This window comes from Pyrobaculum organotrophum (assembly GCF_055384425.1).
This window is the reverse complement of the sequence record NZ_AP042430.1, coordinates 1,564,795-1,588,918: the sequence shown is the minus strand read 5'-3', so window position 1 is coordinate 1,588,918 and position 24,124 is coordinate 1,564,795. Positions and strand designations below refer to the sequence as shown.

Genomic DNA, 24,124 nt, shown 5'->3' with positions numbered 1-24,124 from the left:
TATGTCTGAAAAATTGGCTAGACGGCTTCGCGAAGTAGTAGATCTCTTAGAGTCTGCCGTAGAGGAGGGCGATTGTAAACTAGTTGAAGAGGCGTTAGACGAACTCCGTAGTATAATCGATGAGTTAGAAGAGTGATGTTTATAGATCTACACGAAGACATAGCCCACTATTTTCTCACCTCTCTCAGCCCCCAGCCCTTCGACGTAGACGCAGAGGGGAGACAGAGCGATTTGCCAAAGCTGAGGAGGGCGGGGGCAGAACTCGTGGTCGCGGCTGTCTTCCCATTTGTCAACTCCTACAGCGGCTGGTCGCCGAGTCTCCAGCTGGCGCTGGAGGGGTTCAAGGTGTATTACGCTCTGTCTGAGACCCACGGCATAAAGATCGTGGAGAGAAGGGGCGATTTAGCTGCGCCGGGGCTGAAGTTCCTCATTGCACTTGAGGGAGCCGACGTCCTCTCGTCGGCGGACGACCTAAGGCTCTTCTACAGGCTGGGGCTACGGGCCTTGGGCTTGACGTGGAATCTTAGCAACCGGTGGGGAGGGTCGTGTTGCGGGGGGAGAGACCGCGGCCTTTCTGAAGAGGGCTATGGGCTTGTGGAGGCGGCGCAGAGGGTGGGGGTCTTGGTGGATCTGGCACACGCCGGGGAGAGGACCGCCTTGGATGTCCTAGAGACGGCGAGGAGGCCGGTAGTGGTGAGCCACGCCAACGCCGCCGCGGTGCATAGCCATAGGAGAAACGTCGGAGACGAAGTGCTCAAGAAGCTGCGCGACGTAGGCGGAGTGATAGGCCTCACCTTTATACCGTCTACTATATCCAGCGACCCGACCCCTAGAGATTTGGCAAAACACGCGAGATACATAAGGGATAAATTCGGCGTGGAGGTTTTAGCCATAGGCACGGACTACCTCGGCATATCTACAACGCCCCGGGGCTTGGAGTCGGTGGATAAGATCCCCCGCCTGGCAGAGGCGCTGATAGAGGCCGGCTTCAGACGTGAGGAGGTGGAGGCAGTCATGTGGAGAAACGCCGCCAGAGTGCTCAGAGAGGTCTTACCCTAGAACCACAGCATGGGTCTTCCTGAGGGCTAGCTCCACCTCGCCGGGGGGTGCCCCCAGCCAGTTGGCCTCGGCGAGGGCGTCTCTCGTGATCGCCAGTCTGCCGTCTGGGAGCCGGCGGGCCCTTTTCTGGATCTCCCACATGAGCCTGTAGACTCTGTCTCTCTTGGCCTGGGCCCTGAGGATGGCCTCCTCCAGGGGTACGCCGGCGAGAACCGACAGCACGATCTCGGCTATTTTGTTTATCCTGTCTGGCACCCCCACGAGAGACCCCCTCAGCTCTATCCTACACCTCTTCTCCACGCCGAGTAACTCCGCCAGCCTCCTGGTGCCCGACTTAGCCGTCCTCTCCTTGTCCACAATCCCACCGATGATAAACTCCGAGTGGGACCGCGCTGTCTCCTCTGTGAAGAGACAGTCTCCCTCGGGGTCGAGAACCACCGGCTTCTCCAGAGGCGGGGGGCCGCCCGAGATGTTCATCCGGTGGACAAGCCCCCTGGCATGTAGGCCGAGTAACTCCAGGAACTCGCCGGGGGCGTTCGTCACCCAGAGGTTGCCGTCCCAGAGCACCCTACGGACTGCGTCCAACGTCGCGAGGATCTGCTCCACCAACTCGTGCTTCTCCCCCGGCGTGTGCTCTCCCCACAGCGACAGGTCGACAACAATCCGCGGTCTCTCCGGCGGCGAAAAACCGACCTCCAGCCGCTCCCCCACGCACCGTTTTGCCAAAACCCAACGGCAGACTCCCGCGCCGCGGCCTCTCAAAACCTCAACCCCCTCCCACCTACACACGGCGTATCTCCCCACAAGTACTCCCACAGCCACGCACTGGGGAATCTCCCACCTACATTTAAAGTGCGGAGGGAGACACAGAGAGTCCACCCCCCTCTGGGCTAAGAACTGGAAAAATATCTTCCAAAGCGGAGTCACCACGCCATTTCAAACAAGCCCAACATAAAAACTTGAAAACACCCTACAGAAGGCCCTCAGTGTGGCGGCGGATAGGGTGGTGGAGAAGCTTAGGGATGGAGCTCTCCGCCGAGGACATCTTCTTATACCTCAACATTAGGAGTAGCGCAACTAGAGAGGGTTGACGACGCCAATAGACTGGCGGCAGACGGCCTAAACAAGCAGATTGGTTCGTTAACGACAACGCACTTATAAAAAGCCTAGCCAAGAGGATGCCTGTATAGACGACATGCAGAAGATGTTACTAGAGATCTGACGTCTGTTTGTAGGAGTTGCGACAAAAATTGTATGTTCCTAGGCCCACCAGTAGCGCTGGCGTAGAATCTGGGCGGCTTTTACCATCACCTTTAGCTTTTCTATGGCGACGGCGCGCGGGAAGGCGCGGTACATGCCGGGGGCGAAGCCGCAGTCTGGGTTTAGCCATATCCTGGTGGGGTCTACGTACTTGACAATCTTCTCTACGTGCGCCACTACCTCGTCGACAGTCTCCACCCTCTTGGGGTCCCGGACGTCGATGGAGCCCAGCCCTATCTCCTTGTCTGTAGGGAGTATCTTGGCGAACTCCTCGGGGTTGCCCATCCTCGGGTGTTTATACTCGACTACGTACTGCTTCACTTTCACGTCGAAGAGCTGGGGGGCCAGGCGTTCGTAGCCAACTATGGGGGACTCCTCGGTGGGCCAGCGGTCTAGGTGCATGCCTATCCTCACAGAGGTGGTGTAGCCCTTGACTGTCTCGTTGACGAGGTCCACCGCCAGCTGTATTTCATCTCTAAGGCCTCTGTACTTCTGGCCGTAGAGCTCGGAGGCCACCTGTTTGTACCTATCCGGCTTGTCTTGCTCCGCCTCGATTAAGTCGCCGAGCATGGGCTCGTCCAGTTGTATGAAGGCCACGCCGGCGTCTATAAGCCGGGCTATCTCGTTCCTCAACACTTTGACGTAGGCTTCCGCGGCGTCCTCCGGCCTGGGGTAGTAGGGGGCGGAGATCTTGGCGTGCCAAGCCTCCCACATTATGAGGTAGGGGGAGGGGAGGGTGACCTTGAGAGGCTTCTGGGTGACCTTCTTGGCGTATTGCACTTCATCTACGGCGAGGACGCTGTCTTCTATATAGCCCGCAATGACAGGCCTCCAGAGGGTGAGGGGGGCTTTGTATCTCTTCATGATCTCCTTGGCGTTGGGGTGTAGCTCCTCCACCCTCACGATCTTGAACCCCCTTATCTTCTGACCGACGAACGCCACGAAGGAGGTCCTCCGCTGCTCTCCGTCTGTGATCACGTCTAGGCCCGCCTCCTCTTGGTCTTTTATAGCTAGTTTGACTGCATCGTCGAGGTATTGGTTGAAGGTCTGTTGGTCCATCTGGCCCTTTTCGAACTTCTCGAAGGCCTCTATTAGCCAAGTTGGCCTAGGCCAAGAGCCCACTACTGATGTTATAAACGCCCTTGGCAACGACATTAGTGAGATGCAAAAGACCTCTATAAAAATTTTGAGAAGTAATAGTTATTAACTTAGGAAATCCGCTCCCCTATGTCTGCAGTAGGTAAAAGACTTGAAAATGTCTATATAGTGGCGTTTGCAAGAACAGCCTTTACGAGATTTTCTAGGAAGGAGCCTCAGAAAGACGACTTTTGGGACGTAAGACCGGAGGAGTTGGCGGCGGCGCCTGTGAGGGCGATTTTAGAAAAAACTGGCGTCAAGCCGGAAGATGTAGAAGATCTCTTGACAGGGACAGCTCTGCCGGTAGGCGAGCAGTGGCTCTACGGCGGCCGCCATGTTGTTTTCGCCGCCAAACTGCCTTACACAATTCCGGCGGCGCATATAGATAGACAGTGCGCCTCTTCAATTACTACAGTGGCTTTTGGAGCTATGGAAGTGGCCACAGGTATGGCCGACGTGGTAATAGCTGGCGGCGTCGAAAAAATGTCTAAGACCCCTATGTATGAAAATCCACATATTGAGATAAATCCTAAATTTCTTACAGACGAGGAGTATGTAAGACTATACAATCTGCCGATTGGCTACGTCATGGGGCTCACCGCCGAGAGACTAGCCGAGGTCTCGGGCATAAAGAGGGAGGAGATGGACATGTGGTCTCTTAGAAGCCACAGGAGGGCGGCAGAGGCGTATGAAAAGGGCTATTTCAAAGACGAGATAGTGCCCGTTGCGGTGGAAAAAGACGGCCAGAGGAAAGTTGTAGATAGAGACCAGTCTGTTAGGCCAGACACAAGCCTCGAGGCGCTTGCCAAACTCCCGCCTGTGTTTAAGCCAGATGGCGTAATAACCGCGGGCAACTCCTCGCCTTTAAACTCCGGCGCTGCATATATAATGCTTGCCTCTGGCGAAGTTGTGAAAAAACACGGCCTTCAACCTCTGGCTAAGATTAGGGCTGTGGCTTTCGCCGGAGTGCCGCCTGAGGTTATGGGCATGGGCCCCGTGCCTGCGTCGAAAAAGGCGCTTGAAAAGGCCGGACTTACGGTCAAACAGATAGGGAGGTGGGAGATAAATGAGGCTTTTGCCGTAGTTACGCTATATGCAATTAAACAACTCGGCCTAGACCCCGAGATTGTTAACACAAGAGGCGGCGCCATCGCCATAGGCCACCCGCTGGGGGCCACAGGCGCGAGGATAATAGGCACGTTGGCTAGACAGATGCAGATAGACGGCGTTGACTACGGCGTGGCTACTCTTTGCGTCGGCGGTGGGCAAGGCGCCGCCGTAGTTTTAGAAAGAGTATAAGTTTTTAATAAACTACAAACAAGCCCATTATGTGGCGGCTGGCGGCGTCGCTATTACTCCTGGCTTTATCTGTCTCCTCCGCCACGGTGTTGACTAGAGCAGACCAACTCTCTATTGACGCGGCGTATCCAATACTACGGAAGTATATACCAGACATTAGGATAATCCCCGCAGACCCCACCCAATGGAGGGGGCTCATAGAGAGGGGAGATGTAGACTTCCTCTGGGCCGGCGCGCCGGTGCTTTACGAAGCCCTCCTGCGGGAGGGCTACCTAGCCCCCATGCCAGACGTCCCAGAGCTTAGACAAATGCCAGAGAGGGCGGGGGGTATTTTACTCAAGCGGATGGGGCCAGATGGGAAGACGTACTACGTGGTCTACGGTCTCTTAGGCTATGTAATTGGCTATAGCAACGAGGCCCTCGCCAAGGCGGGAGTCCAGCCTGCGTGTAGCTGGGCGGCCCTCGCCTCGCCGAATCTCACTAAATACTACCTACAGACAGGCGCCAAGCCCGTCGTCCTCGCGCGGCCTACCAAGTCCACCTCCACAGCCGCGATGATGCAACTGGTGACAGAGATATACGGCTGGGAGGAGGGCTGGAGACTCCTCACAGCCATGGCGGCTCACTCTAGATTTGTTGACTCAAGTGGCGCAGTACGAGACGTCGTAAAGAGAGGCGAGGCTCTCTTCGGCCCCATGGTTGACTACTACGTCTTTATCGCAGGGCTTGACTACTGTATTCCGGCAGACGGCACAGACATACTCTTTGACCCCATCGCCGTGCCTCGGGGCGCCAACGCCACAGCAGCGGCTTTACTAACCAGAGTCTTCCTCACCGAGTTAGAGAAGAGACTTATAGATAGGTATATACTGCCCGGCAATCTAGCTCTGTTAGACTCCCCAGACGTAAACCAGACTAAAGCCGCAGTTTTAAAACGCCATTTAGACAAGCTCATGAAGGCAAAGGTATTGGCAGTGCCGCCTGAAAAAAGCGCGTCGTATTACTACTCCTTTATCTACTACTACGAGGCCACTCTAGTAGATCTCCAAGACCAGCTCACCTCTGTCTGGGCGAAGCTAGTAGACGCCTACTACTCTGGCAGAATATCTAGACAACAGTTTGAAAGACTGTGGCGCCTCTTGGGAGCGCCAGTGAACTACACAGACCCCGCCACAGGCCAGACTAGGGCCTTTACATATCAAGACGCCGTCGCAATAAACGACAAAATAGCGGGAGACCCCACCTATAGAGATAGACTTGTCCAGGCGTGGAGGGAAGCCGCCAGGGCGAAGTACCAGAAGGTAGAAATTGAGTTAAATAAACTACTCGCCACTCCTCAGCCATTCCAAACTATGTCTCTAGCCGCCGTAGTTATAGTTGTAGCGTTGTTATTAATAGCGTTTCTTCTCGTAAGAAGGAAAAGAACGTAAATATATAAATGCGTATTAATGTAGAAAAATTTATTAATGTTCAAAATTGTGTAAATCTTATGAAAGTTGTGTTCGTAGGAAGGGTTCCAGAGCATTATGCCAAAGTCTTAAGAAAGTTTGGATTTGAGATTTCTGAGTCATTTCCACCGGAGGATTCTGCCCTTGTGGTATTCTATGAAGATTGTAAAACAGCGGAGAAGACAGGGTATACTTGTTTCTCTGAGGAGGAGTTAAAGAGATTTATAGAACTTCTTCCTTTTTTAGGGGGATCTTAAATACCTAAGGTATCTAGAAAATATCTCCACTGACGGTATGCTTCTAGAAATTTATGTCCATTCTGTGTGATACAGAAGACGCCAGCGTCTTCTTTTACAAGATCTCTCTCAATAAGGGCTTCCACTATTTTCATCATGCGGTCGTATGCTAGATTGGCCTCTGTGGCTAGTCGCGTTGGTGGTCTACATCCAGTAGACAAAATCTCTAGTATGTCGGCAATTATCTCTAGCCTGGTGCGCCTCTTCCGTGCCATATGCCCAACGCGAGGAAAACTGCCGTTAGTAGTCTAGAGACGGTGGCCATATTGCTTGAGATTGGAAATAGCAGAGAGATAGTTAGAGCTGTAAAGGCAAGTGGTACATACGGCGGGGCCTTCCGCTCTGCCGTTTTGATAAACATTACGGCGGCGATATAAATGGCGAGAATTGCGTTTACCGGCGCTAGTATAAACAACGGCGCTATGGCGTAAAACATGGCGGGGGTCACCGCTATTGCGATTGGCGTTAATGCGGCTAGGAGAAGGAGGTTTACGACGGCTCTAAACACCGCTTCTTGTCTCGCCACAAATCTGCCTGGCTCTGTCTCTCTAAGTAGGCCTAGATATATATCGACTACAGCTTCTAATACCAAGGCGGCCGCCAGGAGGATCATGCCAAAGAAATATAGAGAGAGTCTGCGGTCGTAGAGAGATTGCCACGCTTGAAATACGCGATATGCTATGTATGTAGCAAGAGCTGCTGTGGTTAGATCTGCCACGAATAATATCATTCGTAACGGAGGGCAGCCACTATGTTTATTCTACTGGCTCTATAGGCTGGGAGAAGGGCGCCCAGTAGGTTTATCCCAATGACAAGCGCGGCTGTTGCTACGACAATAAGCGGATCTACTTCAATGTGAGATATGTTGAAGGTGGGGTGGGGGGCCGTGCGGGGCGTGGCGGCAGAGGCGCTTTGGCTACCGAAGGGCAACCCCATCTGCGAGAGGGGGAGCAGCAGAGCGACTCCGATGGCGACGCCGATGAGGGCGACTATGGCGGCCTCCCCGAGGAACATGGCTAGCACGTGTCTCCTCTTGTAGCCGAGGGCCCTCAGAACTCCTATCTCCTTGGTCCTCTGGACTACGCTTATGGACATAGTGTCGTAGAGCCAGAGGGCGGTGATGATTGTACTCACCCCAGCTATTAGGCCGAGGAAGAGCTGGAAGGAGGTCAAGAAGCTGTTTATAGTCTGGAGCACCGCCTGGGGGGATATCACGTCTACGTTGGGGAAGGCGGCTCTCACGTCGTTAGCCACTTGCTCCACGAGAGAGGGGTCTCTAAGCACGAGCACAACCACGCTGTACGTCGTCACGCCAGTGGCCTGGCGGAAGGCCGAGATGTCCATCACCACCCCCCTGGCGGTGTCTATATAGCCCAGGGCCCCCGTGGCGAGTATCCCCGAGACGATGGCGTTTATCGACCTCCGGCCTATGGAGAGGGAGAGGGGCGACCCGACGGAAACCCTCTGTTGTCCCGTAGATCTGTCAAAGGCTACGTAATATCCAATTAACACCATGCTAGAGCCGATGACCATCTCCCCCTCGTAGAGGGCGGTGGGCGGCAGAAGGAGCCGCAGGAGGGCGGGGTCGACTCCATATACCGTGACCGGGATGGGCGTGGCCTGGCCCGAGATCCTGACGACGCCTCTGGCGTTGGCTATGGGGATAGCCGTCTCCACGCCGTCGATAGTCGACAGAGTGCCGACGTCTGCGTCTGTAAACTGTGTCCCTGTGACATACACCACATTAGTCTGGAAGTTAGAGGTGAAGTAACGCGTGGTATAGTCCTTAAAGGTCTGGCCGAGGAGCAGGGCGTAGCTCAGCGCCGAGAAGGCAATAACGACGCCGACGATAGCCCCCACCGTCCTCCCCTTCCTCTCCCAGAGGGCTTGCCAAGACAGCCTAAGGATCTCTAGTAGCACTTCCACCCCAGTTGTGTAGGTAATAAAGTTAACTCACTAGTTCGTGAGTTTTGTATATATAGGGGGTATCCCCCCATGGCTATGGACAAGAGGATCCTCCTGGCCGCCGCCCTGGCTCTCATCGCCTACGGCCAGACGACGGTGGCGAGCCACGCGGTAGACTACCTCTGGCTCGGCGCTAGGTGGACGCAATTGCCCAAATTCCCAGGTGACGTAGGCGTGTTGAGTTTCTCTTTCTACCTCTCGGCACAGTACGTCGACGTTTCTGTCTCTCTGACGCCCCAGTGCCCCTACCTCGTCCCGCTTGAGACAGTCTCTCTGCCGTCGGCAGGGCCTGGCGTAGTCACTATAGCGCTCCGGGCCTCGGCCTCGGCCCTCAACGTGACGTGCCCCGTAAACGTGGCGATACGCGCCACATATAAGACAGCCGGTTCAAGTCTCACCACCGGCATAGAGAAGCTGGAATACGCCGAGGTTTACATACCGCCCTATCCAACGGCTAATGTGACAGCCGCAGGAGTTACATACTTAGGTCTCCCCAGCCAGATTAACCTAACTATCTCCAGTCCCTACGCCCTTGTGGGTGTTTTGACCATACAAGGACAGGGCGCCAGAGTTGTATCCCCAACGGGTCCCGTGGCTATCAGCGGCAGACAGGCGGTCGTGTCTGTAGTCGTCGCGGCCGACAGCCCCAGCGCCTCTCTACAAGTGACAATCCAGACGAGAGACTGGCTGGGGAACCCTGTGGTTTTAGCCTACACTGTGCCGTTGTCCGTCACGCCTCCCCCACCGCCCCTCCTCTATATAACCCCAACCGTACTCTATGCAAATAGGTATAACCGCGTGAATCTCACAGTCGTCTTGCCAACGCCTGCCGACGGCCAAGCAGTTATAACGGCGTCGGGGGCGGTTATGCCTCAGTCAAGTGTGTCGATTCCCATCAGAGGCGGTCGCGGCTCCGCGTCGCTAGACGTCTACCCCGTCTCCTCTGTCGTCACTTTCACAGCACAGGTGATGTATCAAATCGCCGGCGTGTCGAAGATAGACCAAGTGCTGGCCTCCGCCGCCGTACAACAGCCGGCGGGCGGTGCCTCTAGGCTAGACGTGAGGCCGACTCGTCTTATTGCCGGCGTTGCCAACAACGTAACTCTCTACGTCTTGGCGCCGGGGCCCTTTAACGCCACGGTATCTATATCTAACGCCGCCGTAGACAAGCCCATGCCATATACCTTCGGCGGAGTGGACAAGGCGGCTGCTAACCTCGTCGTGACGCCCCTCTCCAACCAGCCCGTCGTCATCGCCGTCACAATCTACCACAGACAGGGCACAGACCAGTATACGGTAAGTCTCCCTGTTTCTTCGTCTTCCATATTTACAGTAGTGCCGAGCCCCTCTCTCGTCAAATCTGGCGGCAATAGGACAGTTGTCGTTACAATTATCAACAGTGGAGACGTAGTAGTACAGAAGGCGGTGGTGACAATATCGCCAGCGACGTCAGCCCTCCTGGCACCGACCTACACCTTCCAGATAGACAGACTTGCCCCCCTGGAAAGCGCCCAGCTACCCATCTCTTTTATAGTGCCCGCCACCTACAGTGGCGCAATAGCCTTTACCTACAACATTATATACACCACCGAGCTGGGGACCGCAGGCACGGCGCAGGGAAACTTCTACCTCCAAGCCCTCCAGACGCCTGTTGTCAACATCACAAGCATATCTGTCGTCCCCCAGATAGTAGAGCCGAGGAGGGCCTTCTATATCTCTATCACTGTAGTCAACAAGGGCTTCGCCCCAGTTACAAACCTCCAGGTAGAGGCGAAACCGCCGCGTGGCATTAGGCCGATAACTGCGCCGATATATTTCGCGGGACAGCTAGACCCGCAACAGACCACCACCATACCCCTCAGCTTTAACGCCACGGCGCCCGGCAATTACGACATACAGCTCTTGCTGAGCTATACAGATCAATACGGCAATCTCTATACTATGCCATATACAGTGACGGTATCTGTGACAAACTCTACGAAACGGCCACCCCCAATTCGCGAGTTTCCACAACGAGAGACAGCCGCGCCGCCGGCCGCCTACGTTATTGCAATAGCAACAGCCGTAGCAACTGCAGGCGGGTATCTATATATCAAGAGGAGGAAAGCCTCTGGATGAGGAACTTGTAGAAGTCTTCTGCCTCCTCCTCTGTCATATGTCCAACTTTTAACCTCTCGGCTAGTTCTCTATCTCCCACAACCACTACAAACTTCCCCTCCAACGGAGGGAGGCCCTCTTTCAACGACTTCACCTCCAGCCCCTCTGCCTTCAGGCTTTTCCAATGCGGCGGCACATCGCCTTTAAAAAGAATCAATAGCGACATGCCTTGTCAAAATCCTGGGGTATTTAAACATTACGTCGTTTTTAGGAGAGCCATTGCGTACAACCGGCCCGGCGTCGCCACCGGTCGGACTCGCCCTCGCCAGTCACAGATCCTCACTCTGGCTTAGAAACCTACTTAAAACTTTTACATGGGGCTATATGTGATATACTCCTGGCCAGAGGTTGTCTATAAAGTCGACGAGAGTCTCCTCCGTCTGCCCAACGTGAGGCCCTCTCCCTACTTTGAGACTGCCGGCGGGGCTGTCGTATGTAAGCTCTGCCACCGCCGCTGTAGGCTGAGAGACGGCGCCGTGGGGGCCTGCGGCATGAGATTTAGTCTCGGGGGCAGGCTCTACACAGCGGCATATGGCTTACTGACGGCGGCTGAATCTAGGCCCATGGAGATAAAGCCTCTCTACCACTTCTACCCCGGCACTTCGGCCATGACCATAAGCACGTGGGGCTGTAACTTCCCCTGCGCCTGGTGTCAAAACTGGTATATAAGCAAAGTGGCGTCTCCCGTAGGCCGCTACGTCCAGCCAGAGGAGGTAGTTAAGTGGGCTGTGGAAAACGGAGACTCTGGCGTAAACATAAGCTTCAACGAGCCCACCCTTCTGGCGGAATACGCAGAGGATTTGTTCAAGCTAGCGAGGGCCGCTGGGCTACATACCTCTATAAATACCAATGGCTACCTCACTGAGGAAGTTCTAGCGAGACTAGCCTCTGCCGGCATGGAGGGCATGAACATAGACATAAAGGGGGGCAGGCAGACGTATAAAAGGTGGCTCGGGGCGGATTTAGACAAGATGCTCTCCACGGCCAGAGCGGCGAAGAGACTCGGCATCCACATAGAATTCACGTACTTGGTGATCCCGGGGGTAAACGACGACGAGGCAGACGAAGTAGTAAACGCCGTGGCCTCTTTCGGCCGAGAGACACCGCTACATATCACGGCCTACCACCCGGCGCATAGGCTCTACAACCCGCCCACCCCGCCCGACCTTCTCGAATCTATATGGCGCAAGGCGAGGAGAGAGCTAGACTACGTATACGTGGGCAACGTACCTGGGCACCCGGGGCAACACACCTACTGCCCCAAGTGCGGATACCCCGTCGTCAAGAGACGCGGCGACAGAGCTGTAAGAATAGAGCTAAGAGAGGGGAGGTGCCCCAGATGTGGCCACGAAATCCCCGTCAGAGGTGAGCCAGGCCGCTATGGCAACCTCTACCGCGCCTATCTCTAGTCCTCCTCTTCCCCCTCCCCCGTCTCCACAGCCGCGGCGGGCTCTTCGGCATAGAGCTCCCTCCTCCTGGCCTCCAAAAGCTCCTCGGGCCTCCCGGCGAGACTGGCGTAGGTGGCCACCTCCACCCCCCTCCTCTCGGCCAGCTCAAAGAGAGGCGCCACCTTCTCTCTCCACTGAACGTCCCGGAGGAGGTGGTGGGCGAGGACTAGGGTGTGGGGTCTTAGCTCCACTAGCTCGGCGAGGTTCTTAATCGCCTTCTCGAGATCCCAGCCGAGGTAGGTGGGCGGCCCCCCGACGACTACCACAGTGGGCCTCGCCTCTCTGGCGAAGGCGATGGGCTCCGGCTCCAGAGGCCCCTCTACGTCTGGGAGAAACACGAGCCTCTCCTCGCCGTCGCTGACGGCGAAGCCGAGGACGCGCCCCGTCTTCGACCCGGCGGGGCCGTGCCAGAGGGGCGGGGAGGCGGCGACCCTCGTCTCCCCGAAGGTCCACTCGCCGCCGTCTGCGTAAACCGCCTCTGCCCCCGCCTCCTGGAGGGCCTTGGAGAGGCCGTAGTGTCTCCTCCTCTGGGACCAGTTTAGGTCTTGGGGGCTCTTCATGAGGACCTTCTTCCCCCCGTACACCCTCTTGTACATCTCGCCGTCTGTGGCCATATAGACGCTGGGGTACCAGGGGGTGAAGTGGTCTCGGTGGTAATGGCTGACGGTGACCACGTCGGCGGCCTCTGCAAGCCGCAGTATCTCAGCCCTCACCGCCCGGGCCCTCTCCAACTCCCGGGGGTGCGGCGGCAGCCCGAAGCGTCTCGGCGCTAGGGACACCCCCGCGTCGAAGAGTATCCTCACGTCGCGAGTCTCGACATAGAAACACATCGACCTAACCCCGAGGGACTCCTCCCCCACCGGGGAAAAATCCATCACCTACAGCCCCTAACCAGCTCAACCCTCTGGGACCCGCCCACCTGCACCAGTCTCACAAAGCCGTATCTGGCGAGCTTGTGTAGATGTCTGTGGAGGGTGGTCTTCGGAAGGCCGAGAGCCTCCTGGAGTTCCCCCCTCTCGGCAGAGCCGCCCCTCTTCTCAAGCTCCTTGAGGATGGCTATATCCGTCTCGTGTAAATCGCCGCAGTCGCCCCCGCCGCCCCTCCTCCTAGTCAACAGATAAGCCACAACCGCCACAGCCGCCACCGCCACAACAGCCACGCCAACAAGCCACATAGGCACCTGCGCCCCGGCGCCGGAAGGCGGCGTGGGAGTTGCTGTAGCAGTCGGCGTAGGCTGAGGCGTAGGCGTGGTTGCCGGGGGCGTTGTGGCAGGTGGCGTAGTTACAGGAGGAGTTGTAGCCGTTGGCGTGGCTGGAGTTGTCGGAGGCGGCGGGGTTGGGGGCGGCTTTATCTCTACCTTGAAGAAGTAGTACGTGACCGTGGCGGGGCCTGTGAGGTAGAGATATAGGCCTGTCTTGTTCAGCTTCGTCTGTCTAGGCAGGGGGTTTATGTCTTGTATCATTACCCCGGGAGGCGCTTGGATTATGATGTCGCCCCCGCCTAGGCTTACTTTATACACACCACTGGAGTTTTCAAACCGAGGGACGTATATAGCTACGGCGGGGTCTCCTCCCTGTAGTATATACAGGTTGCCGCCGACTACCCAGGTGGGCAAGGCGGCGCCGCTCGGCGTAAAGGCCGCCACGTCGGAGGCGGGAGGAGCGGGAAGCGTATAGTTTCCAAACATGGCGGCTGGGAGGAGGAGTATTAAGACTGGAGGCGCGGTGAGGTTTAATATCACCAGCATGGCTGTTGTTCCGCCTGTCTATTTTAAAGTTCCGCGCGTAGTTCCGCGGCGGGACTATTTATCCCCCCTATGTCTAAAAAAGCCATGGAAAAGAAACTAATCCCGGTAATTGCGCTGGCGGCGCTCGCCGCCCTGGCCCAGGCGGCTTCGGTAAATGCGTCGGACTTCCACCTATGGCTAAAATGTAAAGCTATAGAACTATATGTAAATGTAACTGGGGCAAACTTCACCTTGCCACAATGCGACGTGTTACTATCTCAGTTAAATAAGACATTTATAATTACAACGCCCACGGCGCGGCCGCTCCCCATGATCGGCGTGGGAGAGCTAAAGATGCTAAATGTGTCAGACCCCAAGGCGGTGTTTCAACAGATTAGGGAGATTAGGCTAGCCGCCATAAAGGAGCTGGGCAAGCATTTAAACAGAACCGTGGATCGGGTCTACGCACACATCAACGCCTCCGCCGACATAGACAACGCCACAGAGAGAGGCCTTAGGACTCTGATGAGAGTTAGAGCCTTGCTTGGCCTTGTAAATGCCTCTCGTACAGCAATTGACGCAATAGATAGAAATATAGAGAGACTTAAGCTATTACGTGAAGTATATAGGTGGGCCAACGTCTCAGATCTAGTGAGAAATATGAATATGTCTGAGTTAGACAAAGCCATCGACCGCCTTGAGAAAGTAATGGAACGTCTCAGAGAGCTACAGAGCCACTTCGAAAAAATGAAAATGGCCCAGCTGTCTCAAATCCTAGCCCTACGCGCTCGTATAATCAACGAGACAATATCTATACTCCAGGAGTTAAAGACCCTAACTCCAGAAGAGAGAGGCAAGGTCGTCAGTAAAATTGCATCACAGAGGGGGGCAGAGATACGTGAAGTAATTAAAGAAATTATAAAACAACGTAAAGCTCCCACAGGAGGAGCCAGCGGAGAGGCCGGAGGCAGCGGACAGAGCAGTGGAGGCGGACAAGGTAGGGCGGGCGGACAGGCTAGTGGCGGTGGTAGCGGAGGCTGGAGCGGCGGCCAAGGATCCGGCGGCGGCTCTGGAAGCGGACAGAGCAGTTAGGGCGGCGGCGGAAGAGGCAGATAAACAACCTATCTTTTTCCTACTCTCTTTTTCAACATGCCTAACTCATAGGGATTAAATAATTTCTATTTGTAAAGTTTTGGTAGGTCATGTATTCGTCTCGTTGGTTATAGTGCCCAGCTACATCTTCCGGCTTTGGCCGCATTTCCGACCATATCCGCTTTGCTTGTCGGCGCTATACCGACCGCGTGTAGAACTAAATATGAAAATCCGCTTTGGTAATATACGCCTTGAGTTTGAGCTTTTTAAGAAGTGACCCTTTGGAATTCCAAGGCCTCCCTTACTTACAAGAAGGGTTGTATACACGATAGCTGGCTGTATCTGGAAGGCTCATCCTCAAAGACCTCTTGTATATCTTCTCAACGGTTCCTGCATTAGCGTTGGTTCCATCGACGTCTCTTGCAGTTGTCCTCGCCGCATTGTTGGCCTACCTGTTGGGTCTTTTGTTTAATAGGCTTAGGAGGCGCGTTGTAATGGCCCCGCCGGATTGTAGAAACTGGAGGCTCAGGGGGAAGGATAGAGAGGTGGGGGCCGGCGCGGTGTATACAGTCTGGTTCTGCGTTAGCAAATGGCCCACTTCTTCACGCAGGTAGGGGGCACGTAGGGGGTGAGCCTTATTTTTTCTGTGGCTTTGTAGATGGGGTTGCCGCTCTTCCGGACGCAGTCTGCATTAACCTCCACCACCGCCGGGTTTTGTCTTCTTCTTGCGTTGAGACAAGCCGTCTCCACGTCCACTGCCAAATGGACGTAGAGTCTCCTCATGGGGAGGATGCCTTGGCTTAGGATAGAGGGCAGGACATATAGGGCGGTTCCGTGGTAGAGAAGCTGCGTGTCTATGTCGACCTCGTATCTGATCTGCACCTTTATAGTGTGGCCGTAGCGCGCCCTCACCCGGCCGTCTCTGATCTCGAAGCGGCTTTTGTCGTCTAGCTGGGCCACGGCCTTCAGCACCTGTGGGCTTGCGGGGAGGCCGGCCCTCCGCAAGCCCTCCACCACTGCGTTTATGTCTGCTCAGCCTTCTACATCTAGTGTTATGCCTAAGACGTGGGGGCTGTGGCGCAGGGCGAGGGATAGGAGTTTGGAGATCTTGAGGCGTGTGGCGCCGTCTAACACAACCGCCGTCGGCACCCCGCAGTGGACTTCCTCCTCTACGTAAGCTCCGCAGACGGCGCAACGCCTGATGTCGCGCATGGAGATACAGATTTTTTAATTCTTAATATCTCACTCTCTGTGATTTCTATTAGAGTTCCAACGCGCGAAGTCGACTTAGACACATATAGGAGGAGAGTGTTTGAGACAATTAGGAGGTATAGACTCGTCGAGATGGGAGACGTAATATATGTGGCTGTGTCTGGGGGGAAGGACAGTTGTGCCGCCTTGGCCCTCTTGAAGGAGTACATAGAGGAGTATAGAATAGACGCCGAGGTGAGGGCGTTTCACATAAACCTCGGCTTTAGGACTTCTGCAAAGATCGAGGAGGCCGTTAGAAAGCTTGCGGAAGCCCTCGGCGTGGGTATCCACGTGGTTTACGCCCGGGACTACTTAGACATCGAGGCGGCGGCGAGAGCCACGGGGCGGCCTATATGTTCTGTATGCGGCGCTGTCAAGCGCTACCTTATGAACAAAGTGCCGAGAGAGCTCGGCGCTACTAAAGTAGCGACTGGCCACCACGCCTACGACTTCCTGACGTACTACATCAAGAACTTAGTTGGGCGTAACCACCTCTGGAATTTCAAAATTCTGCCCAGGGTGGAGGGCGGAGGCCTCCTAGTGACTAAAATCAGGCCTTTGATCTTCGCGCGGCCGGAGGAAAACGAGGAGTACTGCAGGCGGCGGGGCCTCCCAGTCAGCGCCGTTTGTTGTGAATACGGCCTCTGCGGCGCGGCCCACGCCGAGGTATACGAAATGCTGGCAGCGGCCAGGAGGAGAGACCCAGACTTCGACTTAAAGCTGATTGGGGGAGTTGTGGACTTCAACATGAAGTTTGGAAGGGCGGAGGTGGGGCAGTTACACAAGTGTAAGATCTGCGGCGAGCCGGCCAGCGGCGAGATATGCGCCGTGTGTAAACTACGTGCGGCAGTTGCCAAAAGCCTCGCCAAAGATTCCCAGAGCCTGCGCGAAGCGGGGCGGAGGCTCTACGCCTAGTCCAACTCTCACAGCCCGGGGGGCCTTCATAAAGGTCCCCGGCATGACCCTGACCCCCCGTTTTAGAAGCCCCTCGGCGAAGGCGACGTCGTCGCATCCCACCTCCACTAGGGCTATGGGCATGTGGGGGTTGTAGATGGCGTTTGGAAACGCGGAGAGCAGAGCCGCGGCGTTTTTATCTATCACGGCGAGGTTCCTCCTCTTCACCTCCTCCCTCCTTGATAGAAGAGCCGCTGCGGCTTTTTTCTCCAAGTCGCGGGGGCCCGGGTTTGCCAAGTCCTTGAAGACGCGTATCTTCTCCACGATGCGAGAGTCGCCGAAGGCCCAGCCGAGTCTGTAGTCGCTTGTGTAGAATTTGTCCGTGCTGTGGACGTAGACGGCGTTCTCCAGGGGGAGGCCGCCGAGGTCGTCTGTGACAAAATCTGAAAATATTATATCCACAATAAGGACGGCGCCCCGCCTCCGGGCCTCGTCGGCGAGCTCCCAGAGCTCCCCCCGGCCGAGGAACCTCCCCGTGGGGTTGTTGGGGTTTGAGAACACGAGGGCTGTCTCCGGCCCGAGGGGGGCCTCCCAGACGTCTCTAACCTCCACGTGCCTCACTCCCATGGCGCCGGGCAGCCTCCATATTGGCTCATACTCGGGGGCCACTGTCACTACGGCCTTCGGCCTCACGGCGTGGAAGGCGAGGAAGAGGCCCTCCTGGGCGCCTGCCGTGAGAGCAAGCTCTTGGGGAGATATCTTGTAGAGCGAGGTGAGGATCTCTTCTACGGGGGGCTCGTCCGCCGGCTTGACCTCTATCTTCGCCACTCCGCTACTGGCGAGGTCGTACTCGGCGGGCCTCTCTCTAATCCATTTGAACATCTCCACGACGGGGCTGCGTTGTATATTTATTAAGTTGTCTCCGTGAGATTTCGTGAGATGTAGCTACTGCGGAGCCCCCCTAGACGTCACTCCCGACTCAGTCGTCGTGGTGTGTAGATACTGCGGGAGGGCCAACTTCCTCGCTGGGGAGCCCCGGGACGTGCTGGCTGTGCCCACACTCCCGGCGTCTGAAATAGTGCGGAGGGCCGTTGAGAGGACGCGGCGTGACCTCAACCTCAGGTGGAGGATCTCTGAGATAAACTTCGCAAGCCCAGACCTCTACTACCTCCCCTTCTACCTCGTAGACGTCAAGCTCTCCGCAACGTATCAGGCTACGGTGGTGGTGACATACACTAAGACTGTGTATGTGAGGGGGCAGCCGCGGACTCAGATCGTGACTAAGGTGGTGAGGGTGGGGGGCAGGGTGGCTCTAGCAGACGTGGTGGCCGTCTTGGCGAGGAGGGCGGCTTGGGGCCTCTCCGTAGACAGACTTACAAGCCACTTCTTTAAGACTGGGCCCGAGCCCAAGCCCCTCGCCGAGGTCGTCTCCGAAAGCCAGGCCTCTGCCTTCATGGCTGGCGAGTTTACGGCAGAGCGGGCTAAGGCCAAGGCGGTTAGAGCCCTCATCCCCCGGCTCCTCGCCGCCGTCGACCGAGACGCCGAAGAGAGGGCCAGGGCTGCCGTCGGCGTATTCACTGCGGCGGCCCGCGTAAGGGATAAGACGGTGGACTACGAGGTGGAGAGACTTGTGGCCTCCCCCCTGACCTACCTCCCTCTGTGGGTCATGCCGTATTTCTACCGCGGCTCTAGCTTCCGCTACTACATAGCGGGTTGGGACGGCGAGGTTGTGTTGGCGGAGGAGCCTGTCTTCGTCGAGCATAAGGCGGCGAGCCTACTGGCTGCGGCTGCCGCCGGAGGTCTCGCCGGGGGGCTCGGCTACGCGGCGCTGGGGGTAGACCCCTATGTGGGGGCCGCCGTAGTGGCAGCCGGCGGCGCCCTCTCCTACATGGCGGCGGGGGGCTTCCTCAAGAGCCGTAGGGTAGAGAAATGATTGTCCAGTGCCCCTACTGCGGGGCTAGGTACGAGGCTCCCCCGGGGAGGAAGTTCTACGTCTGCCCCTACTGCGGCACTGTCGTCAGCGAGGGGAGGACCTACGAGAGGGTCTATATATTCAAGCCCTCTGTAGACAAAACCGCGGCCTTCCGCACTGCGCTAAACTTCAGGCCTGTGGGGGCGCCGGAGGACCTCCCCACAGCCTCGCCGACTGGCGCCGAGCTACACTTCCTCCCCCTCTACCTCTACCACATAACTTTCGAGCCTCTCCCAGAGTTAGAGACCTACGCCGCCGCTCTCGCTCTGTCAAAGCCGCCTTTCAGATTGCCCAAAGGCTACGTCTTCCCGGCCAGGTGGAGGACTCCCTTCAAGCCCTCTCTAGAGAGGGCGGGGGTCTTCCACCAGCCAGACCTAGAGCCCGAGGAGGCCTTTAGATCTCTCGATGAGGTTGTAGACGAGGCGAAGACCTACGCCTCTGTCTTTAAGACTAGGGTAGAGATAAACTGGAGCTTCGAGGGCATTGTCTACTACCCCTTCTGGCTACTCACATATCAATACGGCGGGAGGAGCTACAGCGCTTTAGTAGACGGCGCCGAGGGCTCTCTCCTCTATCTAGAGTACCCCCTCTCTAAGAGGGGAAGGGCTGGGGGCCTGGCCCTAGGCCTAGCCGCTGCTTTTGGCTCCGCGGCCGTGGGCGCCCTCGCCGCCTTCTTCCTAGGCCTCCCGCCGGAGCCGGGGGCGTTTGGCGGGGGGCTCGCGGGGCTTGGTGCGTTTATTAGACTAACTACTTTCGCCGCCGCAAGAAAAGGCCGGTATGAGGGAGAGACGAGGCTATAGGTCTAGTTACCCTTATATATGTGGCCTCAGTTGTTCTATATGAGAAAAACAGCGTATATAGTGTTGACAGTTTTAATCATAGGGGCGGCGCTCTATTTTATACACACAGCGCCGAGACACGGGCTTGAGACAATTTCGACGTCACAACCGCCTACTACAACTACGACGCAGACAAGCCCGGCGGTCAACACGCCTGCCGTCGGCGCCGTGCGGCCGTCATTCAACATTAAAAACTACGAGGTTAACTACACTGTTGTAATCACTGTGGCAGTAGGCGACGTGTCGATAAGTATGAGGGGCTGGTCTGTAGAGGGCTCTGGGGCCCTCGGCAATTATAGCTTCGGCGAGCTTTATGCAACTGTCCCGCCGCACGGCCCCATCAAACTTGTGTTTAAAGTTGCAACAGAGGGGAGGGTCGCCTATATTGTAACTTGCGCAGGGGGGCAGTGTCAAACTGAAGTCAGGCCGGCCAATTACTCTACGATTTATTTACTGAGGGGAGTTGAAACGTCTAGAGTCGAGAAGGGGCCTTGTACATATTTAGGCTACGGCGGGGTTGAAGTAGAGGAGCGCGGCCGTATATCACAAGAGGCCGTGGCCCAGATTTTGGGAAATCTCGCTGGGAATGGCACAGGCATATATACGACAAAGATATGTGAAGTAAATGGAGTGCCTTTAAAGACGGCGGGAACTGCCTATTTAAATATCACTGTATACGGCCAGAGGCTAACGCTCACAATTTCTATAGAGTCCGCCGCCGTCTCCGCAGGCCCCTTTAATGAAGATAGATATAGACAGGTGCTTAAAGAGACAAAAGCCGCCCAGACCGCCGAGGCTTAACACCTCTTGTATTTTCTCAACTCCTCTATCGCCTGCCGGGGCTCAAGCCCGCTTGCCAAAAGTCTCTCTAGATGTAACTCAGTGGGGATCCCCTCTTCTAAAAGGACGTCTGCAGCTTTGTCTATGGGCAGATCTCCCTCGTATATTACCCTCGCCGCGCGGTTAAACTTCAACAAGACTCTAGGCTCAAGCCGGAGGCCTACTGCGGCGCATATATCTACTTCAACTCTCCTAAGGCCGCCCCTCAATGTATAAACGCCATACTCGCCGCGGAGAGCCCTCAGGGCGACGGCCGACGCCTCTGTGACACACCTCTCTACAAGTCTTTCTAAAACCGCGGCTTGCTCTCTAGAGAGGCCGACTACGCCAAGTAAGCCGCCTTCTCTTGCCACTTCGGCAACTCTCTGCATTATATACCTCCTGTCGAGTTCTCCGTCTGCCCCAGGAGACATCACTAACAGCTCGGCGGCGGCGCCGGCCTCAGCCAGTTTAGCCAACACAGCTAAGCCATAGGCGTCTGCCAGCGGGCTCCCCAACGACTCCTCACAGCCGACCCCCAGTACGTCTCCGCCGACGTCTACGCCCACGACTTTGCCAAAACGCGCCAGGGCCTTGGCTAACTCAGAGGGTTTTCTATACGGGTCTACAATATAGATAGATTTTCCCAGAACCCCCGCGGCGCACATGCCCTGGGTTTTAAACCTCCTGCCGCCTCTCTCTACGTAACTCCTAGGCGTAGCTAAGTAAAGCCCCCCGCCTAACTCAACCACCTCCCGCAACGCGTCTGGAGGCACAGGCCCCGGCGTGGGATCTACTACATACCTCTCCCAGGGTATTTGGCCAACTGCGTCGTCTCCGGCGACAGCCGCCGCCATTATTACATCTCCGCCGCCTCCAATAGCTAAGAAAAGCGTCATCTCCGCCCGGCTAAAATTGCAAAAAGCGAGATAAAAACAAGCGCCACCCCAGCGACTAAGAGGGGAGGGGCCGCTCCGCCAGCCGCCGTGGCGACCCCCGCTATGGCCAACACGCCGCCCCAGAGGAGGGCCTCTCTACTTCCTCCAAACGCGGCGTAGACTACTCCAAAGACGGCCAGAGGGAGCCCGACGGCTATATTTAAAGCCAGCGGAGCGGCGCCTAGCGACGTTGCTATTAGGTAGAGGCCGAAGGCGAGTGTAGCCAAGGCGGCAGCCCTCTCGCCAGGCGTCATAACTTGGCTCCACAGTTCATACAGAACTTGGCCTCCGGCGGATTTACGTAGCCGCACTGGGGGCACTTCTTACCCAGCATATAGCCGCAGTTTATACAGTATTTAGCCCCCGGCGGGTTGACATACCCACACTGGGGGCAGACCACGCCTTGCTGAGCGGCGGGCTGCGCCGGCTGGGGCGGCGGCGCGGCTTGTTGTTGAGGCCAGAGGAGGGGCGGTATGAGGACTATGCCCGTCCCGGCGGCCGCCCCGGGGCTTTTGCCCAACTCCGCCGCGGCCTTCTGCACGGTCTCCATCCTCAGATACTCGGCGGGGTTTACCCCCGTGGCTCTGATGAAGAAGAGGCGGTCTCTCCACACCTGGTCGGTCACGTCTAGGCCTTCAAACCTGACGTCTACCAGCTCTAGGCCTAGCCTCCTGAAGTGGGGGTCTATGGCGTTTTTAACGATAAAGCTGACTTGGTCGAGGTTGCCGTATATAGTGAATATGGACTGGCGGGAGAGCTCGGCCATTAGGAGCTCGTTGAAGTAGCCTCTGAGAAACTTCTGGAGGTCCTCCGTGGTGTATATATTCTGGCCCCCCACCACCTGAGTCACAAAGAGGGCCGGGTCGGCGACGCGGAACCACGCGGAGCCGTAGAACTGTATGGGGGCGAGCTCCGCCGTCTGCCCCCGCCCGCCGAAGGGGAGCTGGTGTTGCTTCAGCGAGACGTATATAACGACGGCTACAAAAGGCGATTTGTCGAAGCCGGCGACCCTACTCAAGGCTTGAGTGAGGAGGGGCAGGTTGAGGGTGGTCAAGGTGTGTCTCCCTGCCCTAAACACGTCGTAGACCTTGCCGTCCCGCATGAAGACAGCCGCCTGCCACTCCTCGACGATAAGCTGGGCCCCCCATTCGATCCTGTCCACGGGGTATCTCCATATGATCTCGCCCTCCTTGGGGTTAACCCATTGGATTACTTGTGGCATTGTAGAAGTTAGCGCGTTAGTATATAAAGTTGAAACGGCCGTCTGGCGTGGATCCTCTAGTTCTAAATGCGTTAATATTGATAATGGGCACTCTGGCAGGCGTGGCGGCGGGGGTACTGCCCTTTAGAAAATGGGGCGAGGGCCTTGTGGACCTCGGCCTTGGTTTTACAGGCGGCGTCATGCTTGTGGCTAGTTTTACAAGTTTAATACTCCCCGCCGTAGAGAGGTGGGGCTTTTGGCAAGTCGGCTTAGGCATTGCCGGAGGCGTCGCGTTTATACGTCTACTAGACGTCTTACTCCCACATGAACACTTAGTCAAGGGGTATGAGGGGCCTGCTGTCCTCGCGGGGAAGTTGAAAAAGAGCTGGCTTATAGCCCTCGCCATTACAATACACAACATACCTGAGGGACTTGCAGTCGGAGTTGCGACAATATACAACGCAGAACTTGGTTTTGTCACAGCCCTGGCTATAGCAATTCAAGACGTGCCAGAGGGGGCGGCGGTGGTAATGCCGTTGTTAAAATTCAGACTTTTAAAAACCGCAGTTTTAATTGGCGTAATCAGCGCCGTAGTAGAGGGCGGCGCTGCCTTGGCCTCCGCCCTCTTTTTATCAGCCGTACCTCTGGCAATGGGGGCGGCTATGGGCCTTGCGGGAGGAGCCATGATGTACGTCACGGCGGCTGAGCTATATCCAGACATATATGCAGAAGACAAGAGAAAAGACCTCCCAACCTACGGCTTTGTCGCAGGCGTACTCACAATGTTATACCTAGACGTGGCTATGTCCTCTTAAAAAGCCTGTCTAAAAGCCCCCTCTTCCTCCCGCCGGACTCCCACTGGGGCTGCGGAGGCGTCTGCAATGTATGTGACAACTTCACACATCCCCCACCACTACAAAAAGTCAGAAGCGCTCTTTTAACTATTTCGATTCACCTGCCTGACGTCGTCGCTGTCAGGCAGGTGAACAGAGGGAGTAGAAAGTGGTGTGTGGTTGCGTTAGAGGTGTGGGTGGGTTAAGAAACGGGTTTATGGCGGTTATCACGGCCAGCGCCGCGGTGGGTATCGCCAGTATGGACAACGCGAGGGGTGGCAACGGCGGCGTATGACGCCGGCGAGGGGCGGCGGAGGTCAACAACATGTCTCTCAACGCCGTCTTCACGACGGCGCCAGGGGAGAGGAGGGCGGGTTTCGCCAGCTCTGAGGAGAGGCGGGGCACGGCGCCGTGGGTTTGTCTTGTGAAACTTTCGGCCTGCCCCCATGCGCCTCCCATAACCAACAGAGATTTCAGCCACTCCACATAT

The 24,124-nt window shown here is 56.4% G+C and carries 28 protein-coding genes; 13 read left to right on the top strand and 15 right to left on the bottom strand.

Going from position 1 to position 24,124, the window contains the following annotated elements; translation table 11 throughout:
• The first annotated feature begins 1 nt into the window (after position 1).
• Both ACZ49R_RS09700 and ACZ49R_RS09695 read left to right on the top strand, forming a co-directional pair.
• A complete protein-coding gene (locus ACZ49R_RS09700) occupies positions 2–136 on the top strand; it encodes a hypothetical protein (RefSeq protein ID WP_464732926.1) in 135 nt (44 codons plus the stop codon).
• Complete coding sequence (locus ACZ49R_RS09695) at positions 136–1,059, top strand: dipeptidase (RefSeq protein ID WP_464734121.1); 924 nt, start codon at positions 136–138, stop codon at positions 1,057–1,059. Before ACZ49R_RS09700 ends, ACZ49R_RS09695 begins: the two co-directional genes overlap by 1 nt.
• Here ACZ49R_RS09695 and trm10 read toward each other — a convergent pair.
• Both trm10 and ACZ49R_RS09685 read right to left on the bottom strand, forming a co-directional pair.
• Entirely contained in the window at positions 1,051–1,986 is a 936-nt protein-coding gene (gene trm10 / locus ACZ49R_RS09690; RefSeq protein WP_464734120.1) for a tRNA (adenine(9)-N1)-methyltransferase Trm10, read from the bottom strand. The genes ACZ49R_RS09695 and trm10 overlap by 9 nt on opposite strands.
• Positions 1,987–2,319: 333 nt before the next feature.
• Complete coding sequence (locus tag ACZ49R_RS09685) at positions 2,320–3,474, bottom strand: cobalamin-independent methionine synthase II family protein (RefSeq protein ID WP_464732925.1); 1,155 nt, start codon at positions 3,472–3,474, stop codon at positions 2,320–2,322.
• Between the two features lie 72 nt (positions 3,475–3,546).
• On the opposite strand from ACZ49R_RS09685, the gene ACZ49R_RS09680 reads away from it, so the two are divergent.
• The 3 genes from ACZ49R_RS09680 to ACZ49R_RS09670 are packed head-to-tail and all read left to right on the top strand — an operon-like array spanning position 3,547 to position 6,460.
• Complete coding sequence (locus ACZ49R_RS09680; RefSeq protein ID WP_464732924.1) at positions 3,547–4,755, top strand: acetyl-CoA C-acetyltransferase; 1,209 nt, start codon at positions 3,547–3,549, stop codon at positions 4,753–4,755.
• 29 nt (positions 4,756–4,784) lie between these two features.
• Positions 4,785–6,185, top strand: a complete 1,401-nt coding sequence (locus ACZ49R_RS09675) for an ABC transporter substrate-binding protein (RefSeq protein ID WP_464732923.1) — start codon at positions 4,785–4,787, stop codon at positions 6,183–6,185.
• Positions 6,186–6,244: 59 nt separating this feature from the next.
• Positions 6,245–6,460, top strand: coding sequence for a hypothetical protein (locus ACZ49R_RS09670; protein ID WP_464732922.1), 216 nt, complete (start codon positions 6,245–6,247; stop codon positions 6,458–6,460).
• Here the strand turns inward: ACZ49R_RS09670 and ACZ49R_RS09665 are convergent.
• Genes ACZ49R_RS09665 through ACZ49R_RS09655 form a run of 3 tightly spaced genes read right to left on the bottom strand, consistent with a single transcriptional unit; the run spans position 6,457 to position 8,419 of the window.
• Positions 6,457–6,714 carry a winged helix-turn-helix domain-containing protein gene (locus ACZ49R_RS09665; RefSeq protein ID WP_464732921.1) on the bottom strand — a complete coding sequence of 86 codons (258 nt, stop codon included), beginning with the start codon at positions 6,712–6,714 and terminating at the stop codon, positions 6,457–6,459. The two genes, ACZ49R_RS09670 and ACZ49R_RS09665, sit on opposite strands and share 4 nt — an antisense overlap.
• Positions 6,687–7,229: a hypothetical protein gene (locus ACZ49R_RS09660; protein WP_464732920.1), complete on the bottom strand. Its 543-nt coding sequence runs from the start codon at positions 7,227–7,229 to the stop codon at positions 6,687–6,689. The genes ACZ49R_RS09665 and ACZ49R_RS09660 overlap by 28 nt, the downstream gene beginning before the upstream one ends.
• Entirely contained in the window at positions 7,226–8,419 is a 1,194-nt protein-coding gene (locus ACZ49R_RS09655) for an ABC transporter permease (protein ID WP_464732919.1), read from the bottom strand. The genes ACZ49R_RS09660 and ACZ49R_RS09655 overlap by 4 nt, the downstream gene beginning before the upstream one ends.
• Positions 8,420–8,500: 81 nt before the next feature.
• Between ACZ49R_RS09655 and ACZ49R_RS09650 the strand changes: the two genes are divergently transcribed.
• Positions 8,501–10,582 (top strand): COG1361 family protein, encoded by a 2,082-nt coding sequence (locus ACZ49R_RS09650; protein ID WP_464732918.1) that lies wholly within the window; start codon positions 8,501–8,503, stop codon positions 10,580–10,582.
• Here ACZ49R_RS09650 and ACZ49R_RS09645 read toward each other — a convergent pair.
• Positions 10,557–10,787, bottom strand: coding sequence for a hypothetical protein (locus ACZ49R_RS09645; RefSeq protein ID WP_464732917.1), 231 nt, complete (start codon positions 10,785–10,787; stop codon positions 10,557–10,559). The genes ACZ49R_RS09650 and ACZ49R_RS09645 overlap by 26 nt on opposite strands.
• Positions 10,788–10,947: 160 nt before the next feature.
• On the opposite strand from ACZ49R_RS09645, the gene amrS reads away from it, so the two are divergent.
• On the top strand, positions 10,948–12,030 hold the full coding sequence (gene amrS, locus ACZ49R_RS09640) for an AmmeMemoRadiSam system radical SAM enzyme (RefSeq protein ID WP_464732916.1): 1,083 nt from the start codon (positions 10,948–10,950) through the stop codon (positions 12,028–12,030).
• Here the strand turns inward: amrS and ACZ49R_RS09635 are convergent.
• Both ACZ49R_RS09635 and ACZ49R_RS09630 read right to left on the bottom strand, forming a co-directional pair.
• Positions 12,027–12,944, bottom strand: coding sequence for an MBL fold metallo-hydrolase (locus ACZ49R_RS09635; protein WP_464732915.1), 918 nt, complete (start codon positions 12,942–12,944; stop codon positions 12,027–12,029). The two genes, amrS and ACZ49R_RS09635, sit on opposite strands and share 4 nt — an antisense overlap.
• Positions 12,944–13,816 (bottom strand): helix-turn-helix transcriptional regulator, encoded by an 873-nt coding sequence (locus tag ACZ49R_RS09630; RefSeq protein WP_464732914.1) that lies wholly within the window; start codon positions 13,814–13,816, stop codon positions 12,944–12,946. Before ACZ49R_RS09630 ends, ACZ49R_RS09635 begins: the two co-directional genes overlap by 1 nt.
• 84 nt (positions 13,817–13,900) lie before the next feature.
• Between ACZ49R_RS09630 and ACZ49R_RS09625 the strand changes: the two genes are divergently transcribed.
• Positions 13,901–14,887: a hypothetical protein gene (locus ACZ49R_RS09625; protein WP_464732913.1), complete on the top strand. Its 987-nt coding sequence runs from the start codon at positions 13,901–13,903 to the stop codon at positions 14,885–14,887.
• A 582-nt stretch (positions 14,888–15,469) separates the two neighbouring features.
• On the opposite strand, the gene ACZ49R_RS09620 is transcribed toward ACZ49R_RS09625, so the two are convergent.
• Positions 15,470–15,904, bottom strand: coding sequence for an RNA 2'-phosphotransferase (locus tag ACZ49R_RS09620; protein WP_464732912.1), 435 nt, complete (start codon positions 15,902–15,904; stop codon positions 15,470–15,472).
• Between the two features lie 15 nt (positions 15,905–15,919).
• The gene (locus tag ACZ49R_RS09615) at positions 15,920–16,099 is read right to left on the bottom strand and encodes a hypothetical protein (protein ID WP_464732911.1); all 180 of its coding nucleotides are present in this window, start codon (positions 16,097–16,099) and stop codon (positions 15,920–15,922) included.
• A 39-nt stretch (positions 16,100–16,138) separates the two neighbouring features.
• Here ACZ49R_RS09615 and ACZ49R_RS09610 point away from each other — a divergent pair, with 39 nt between their 5' ends.
• Complete coding sequence (locus ACZ49R_RS09610) at positions 16,139–17,053, top strand: PP-loop family protein (RefSeq protein WP_464732910.1); 915 nt, start codon at positions 16,139–16,141, stop codon at positions 17,051–17,053.
• On the opposite strand, the gene ACZ49R_RS09605 is transcribed toward ACZ49R_RS09610, so the two are convergent.
• Positions 16,976–17,914, bottom strand: a complete 939-nt coding sequence (locus ACZ49R_RS09605; protein ID WP_464734119.1) for a pyridoxal phosphate-dependent aminotransferase — start codon at positions 17,912–17,914, stop codon at positions 16,976–16,978. The genes ACZ49R_RS09610 and ACZ49R_RS09605 overlap by 78 nt on opposite strands.
• Positions 17,915–17,966: 52 nt before the next feature.
• Between ACZ49R_RS09605 and ACZ49R_RS09600 the strand changes: the two genes are divergently transcribed.
• From ACZ49R_RS09600 to ACZ49R_RS09590, 3 genes are read left to right on the top strand one after another with little or no spacing between them, the layout of a single operon-like run.
• Entirely contained in the window at positions 17,967–18,965 is a 999-nt protein-coding gene (locus tag ACZ49R_RS09600) for a zinc ribbon domain-containing protein (protein WP_464732909.1), read from the top strand.
• Positions 18,962–19,804, top strand: a complete 843-nt coding sequence (locus ACZ49R_RS09595; RefSeq protein ID WP_464732908.1) for a TFIIB-type zinc ribbon-containing protein — start codon at positions 18,962–18,964, stop codon at positions 19,802–19,804. Before ACZ49R_RS09600 ends, ACZ49R_RS09595 begins: the two co-directional genes overlap by 4 nt.
• Before the next feature lie 39 nt (positions 19,805–19,843).
• Positions 19,844–20,644, top strand: coding sequence for a hypothetical protein (locus ACZ49R_RS09590; RefSeq protein WP_464732907.1), 801 nt, complete (start codon positions 19,844–19,846; stop codon positions 20,642–20,644).
• On the opposite strand, the gene ACZ49R_RS09585 is transcribed toward ACZ49R_RS09590, so the two are convergent.
• The 3 genes from ACZ49R_RS09585 to ACZ49R_RS09575 are packed head-to-tail and all read right to left on the bottom strand — an operon-like array spanning position 20,641 to position 22,822.
• Positions 20,641–21,561 (bottom strand): DUF1152 domain-containing protein, encoded by a 921-nt coding sequence (locus ACZ49R_RS09585; RefSeq protein ID WP_464732906.1) that lies wholly within the window; start codon positions 21,559–21,561, stop codon positions 20,641–20,643. The genes ACZ49R_RS09590 and ACZ49R_RS09585 overlap by 4 nt on opposite strands.
• A complete protein-coding gene (locus ACZ49R_RS09580; RefSeq protein WP_464732905.1) occupies positions 21,558–21,854 on the bottom strand; it encodes a hypothetical protein in 297 nt (98 codons plus the stop codon). The genes ACZ49R_RS09585 and ACZ49R_RS09580 overlap by 4 nt, the downstream gene beginning before the upstream one ends.
• Complete coding sequence (locus tag ACZ49R_RS09575) at positions 21,851–22,822, bottom strand: SPFH domain-containing protein (protein WP_011761771.1); 972 nt, start codon at positions 22,820–22,822, stop codon at positions 21,851–21,853. Before ACZ49R_RS09575 ends, ACZ49R_RS09580 begins: the two co-directional genes overlap by 4 nt.
• A gap of 47 nt (positions 22,823–22,869) precedes the next feature.
• Between ACZ49R_RS09575 and ACZ49R_RS09570 the strand changes: the two genes are divergently transcribed.
• Entirely contained in the window at positions 22,870–23,616 is a 747-nt protein-coding gene (locus ACZ49R_RS09570) for a ZIP family metal transporter (RefSeq protein WP_464732904.1), read from the top strand.
• Between the two features lie 159 nt (positions 23,617–23,775).
• Here the strand turns inward: ACZ49R_RS09570 and ACZ49R_RS09565 are convergent, their stop codons facing one another.
• Positions 23,776–24,120, bottom strand: coding sequence for a hypothetical protein (locus ACZ49R_RS09565; RefSeq protein WP_464732903.1), 345 nt, complete (start codon positions 24,118–24,120; stop codon positions 23,776–23,778).
• Positions 24,121–24,124 lie beyond the last annotated feature (4 nt).

Excerpts from the sequence above, each read along its gene's own strand:
- ACZ49R_RS09665 (WP_464732921.1), bottom strand. The coding sequence starts at position 6,714 with ATGGCACGGAAGAGGCGCACCAGGCTAGAGATAATTGCCGACATACTA.
- ACZ49R_RS09685 (WP_464732925.1), bottom strand. The coding sequence starts at position 3,474 with ATGTCGTTGCCAAGGGCGTTTATAACATCAGTAGTGGGCTCTTGGCCT.
- ACZ49R_RS09635 (WP_464732915.1), bottom strand. The coding sequence starts at position 12,944 with ATGGATTTTTCCCCGGTGGGGGAGGAGTCCCTCGGGGTTAGGTCGATG.
- ACZ49R_RS09580 (WP_464732905.1), bottom strand. The coding sequence starts at position 21,854 with ATGACGCCTGGCGAGAGGGCTGCCGCCTTGGCTACACTCGCCTTCGGC.
- ACZ49R_RS09645 (WP_464732917.1), bottom strand. The coding sequence starts at position 10,787 with ATGTCGCTATTGATTCTTTTTAAAGGCGATGTGCCGCCGCATTGGAAA.
- ACZ49R_RS09695 (WP_464734121.1), top strand. The coding sequence starts at position 136 with ATGTTTATAGATCTACACGAAGACATAGCCCACTATTTTCTCACCTCT.
- ACZ49R_RS09585 (WP_464732906.1), bottom strand. The coding sequence starts at position 21,561 with ATGACGCTTTTCTTAGCTATTGGAGGCGGCGGAGATGTAATAATGGCG.
- ACZ49R_RS09625 (WP_464732913.1), top strand. The coding sequence starts at position 13,901 with ATGGAAAAGAAACTAATCCCGGTAATTGCGCTGGCGGCGCTCGCCGCC.
- ACZ49R_RS09700 (WP_464732926.1), top strand. The coding sequence starts at position 2 with ATGTCTGAAAAATTGGCTAGACGGCTTCGCGAAGTAGTAGATCTCTTA.
- ACZ49R_RS09680 (WP_464732924.1), top strand. The coding sequence starts at position 3,547 with ATGTCTGCAGTAGGTAAAAGACTTGAAAATGTCTATATAGTGGCGTTT.
- ACZ49R_RS09670 (WP_464732922.1), top strand. The coding sequence starts at position 6,245 with ATGAAAGTTGTGTTCGTAGGAAGGGTTCCAGAGCATTATGCCAAAGTC.
- ACZ49R_RS09615 (WP_464732911.1), bottom strand. The coding sequence starts at position 16,099 with ATGCGCGACATCAGGCGTTGCGCCGTCTGCGGAGCTTACGTAGAGGAG.
- ACZ49R_RS09590 (WP_464732907.1), top strand. The coding sequence starts at position 19,844 with ATGAGAAAAACAGCGTATATAGTGTTGACAGTTTTAATCATAGGGGCG.
- ACZ49R_RS09675 (WP_464732923.1), top strand. The coding sequence starts at position 4,785 with ATGTGGCGGCTGGCGGCGTCGCTATTACTCCTGGCTTTATCTGTCTCC.
- ACZ49R_RS09595 (WP_464732908.1), top strand. The coding sequence starts at position 18,962 with ATGATTGTCCAGTGCCCCTACTGCGGGGCTAGGTACGAGGCTCCCCCG.
- ACZ49R_RS09650 (WP_464732918.1), top strand. The coding sequence starts at position 8,501 with ATGGACAAGAGGATCCTCCTGGCCGCCGCCCTGGCTCTCATCGCCTAC.
- ACZ49R_RS09630 (WP_464732914.1), bottom strand. The coding sequence starts at position 13,816 with ATGCTGGTGATATTAAACCTCACCGCGCCTCCAGTCTTAATACTCCTC.
- ACZ49R_RS09575 (WP_011761771.1), bottom strand. The coding sequence starts at position 22,822 with ATGCCACAAGTAATCCAATGGGTTAACCCCAAGGAGGGCGAGATCATA.
- ACZ49R_RS09660 (WP_464732920.1), bottom strand. The coding sequence starts at position 7,229 with ATGATATTATTCGTGGCAGATCTAACCACAGCAGCTCTTGCTACATAC.
- ACZ49R_RS09605 (WP_464734119.1), bottom strand. The coding sequence starts at position 17,914 with ATGTTCAAATGGATTAGAGAGAGGCCCGCCGAGTACGACCTCGCCAGT.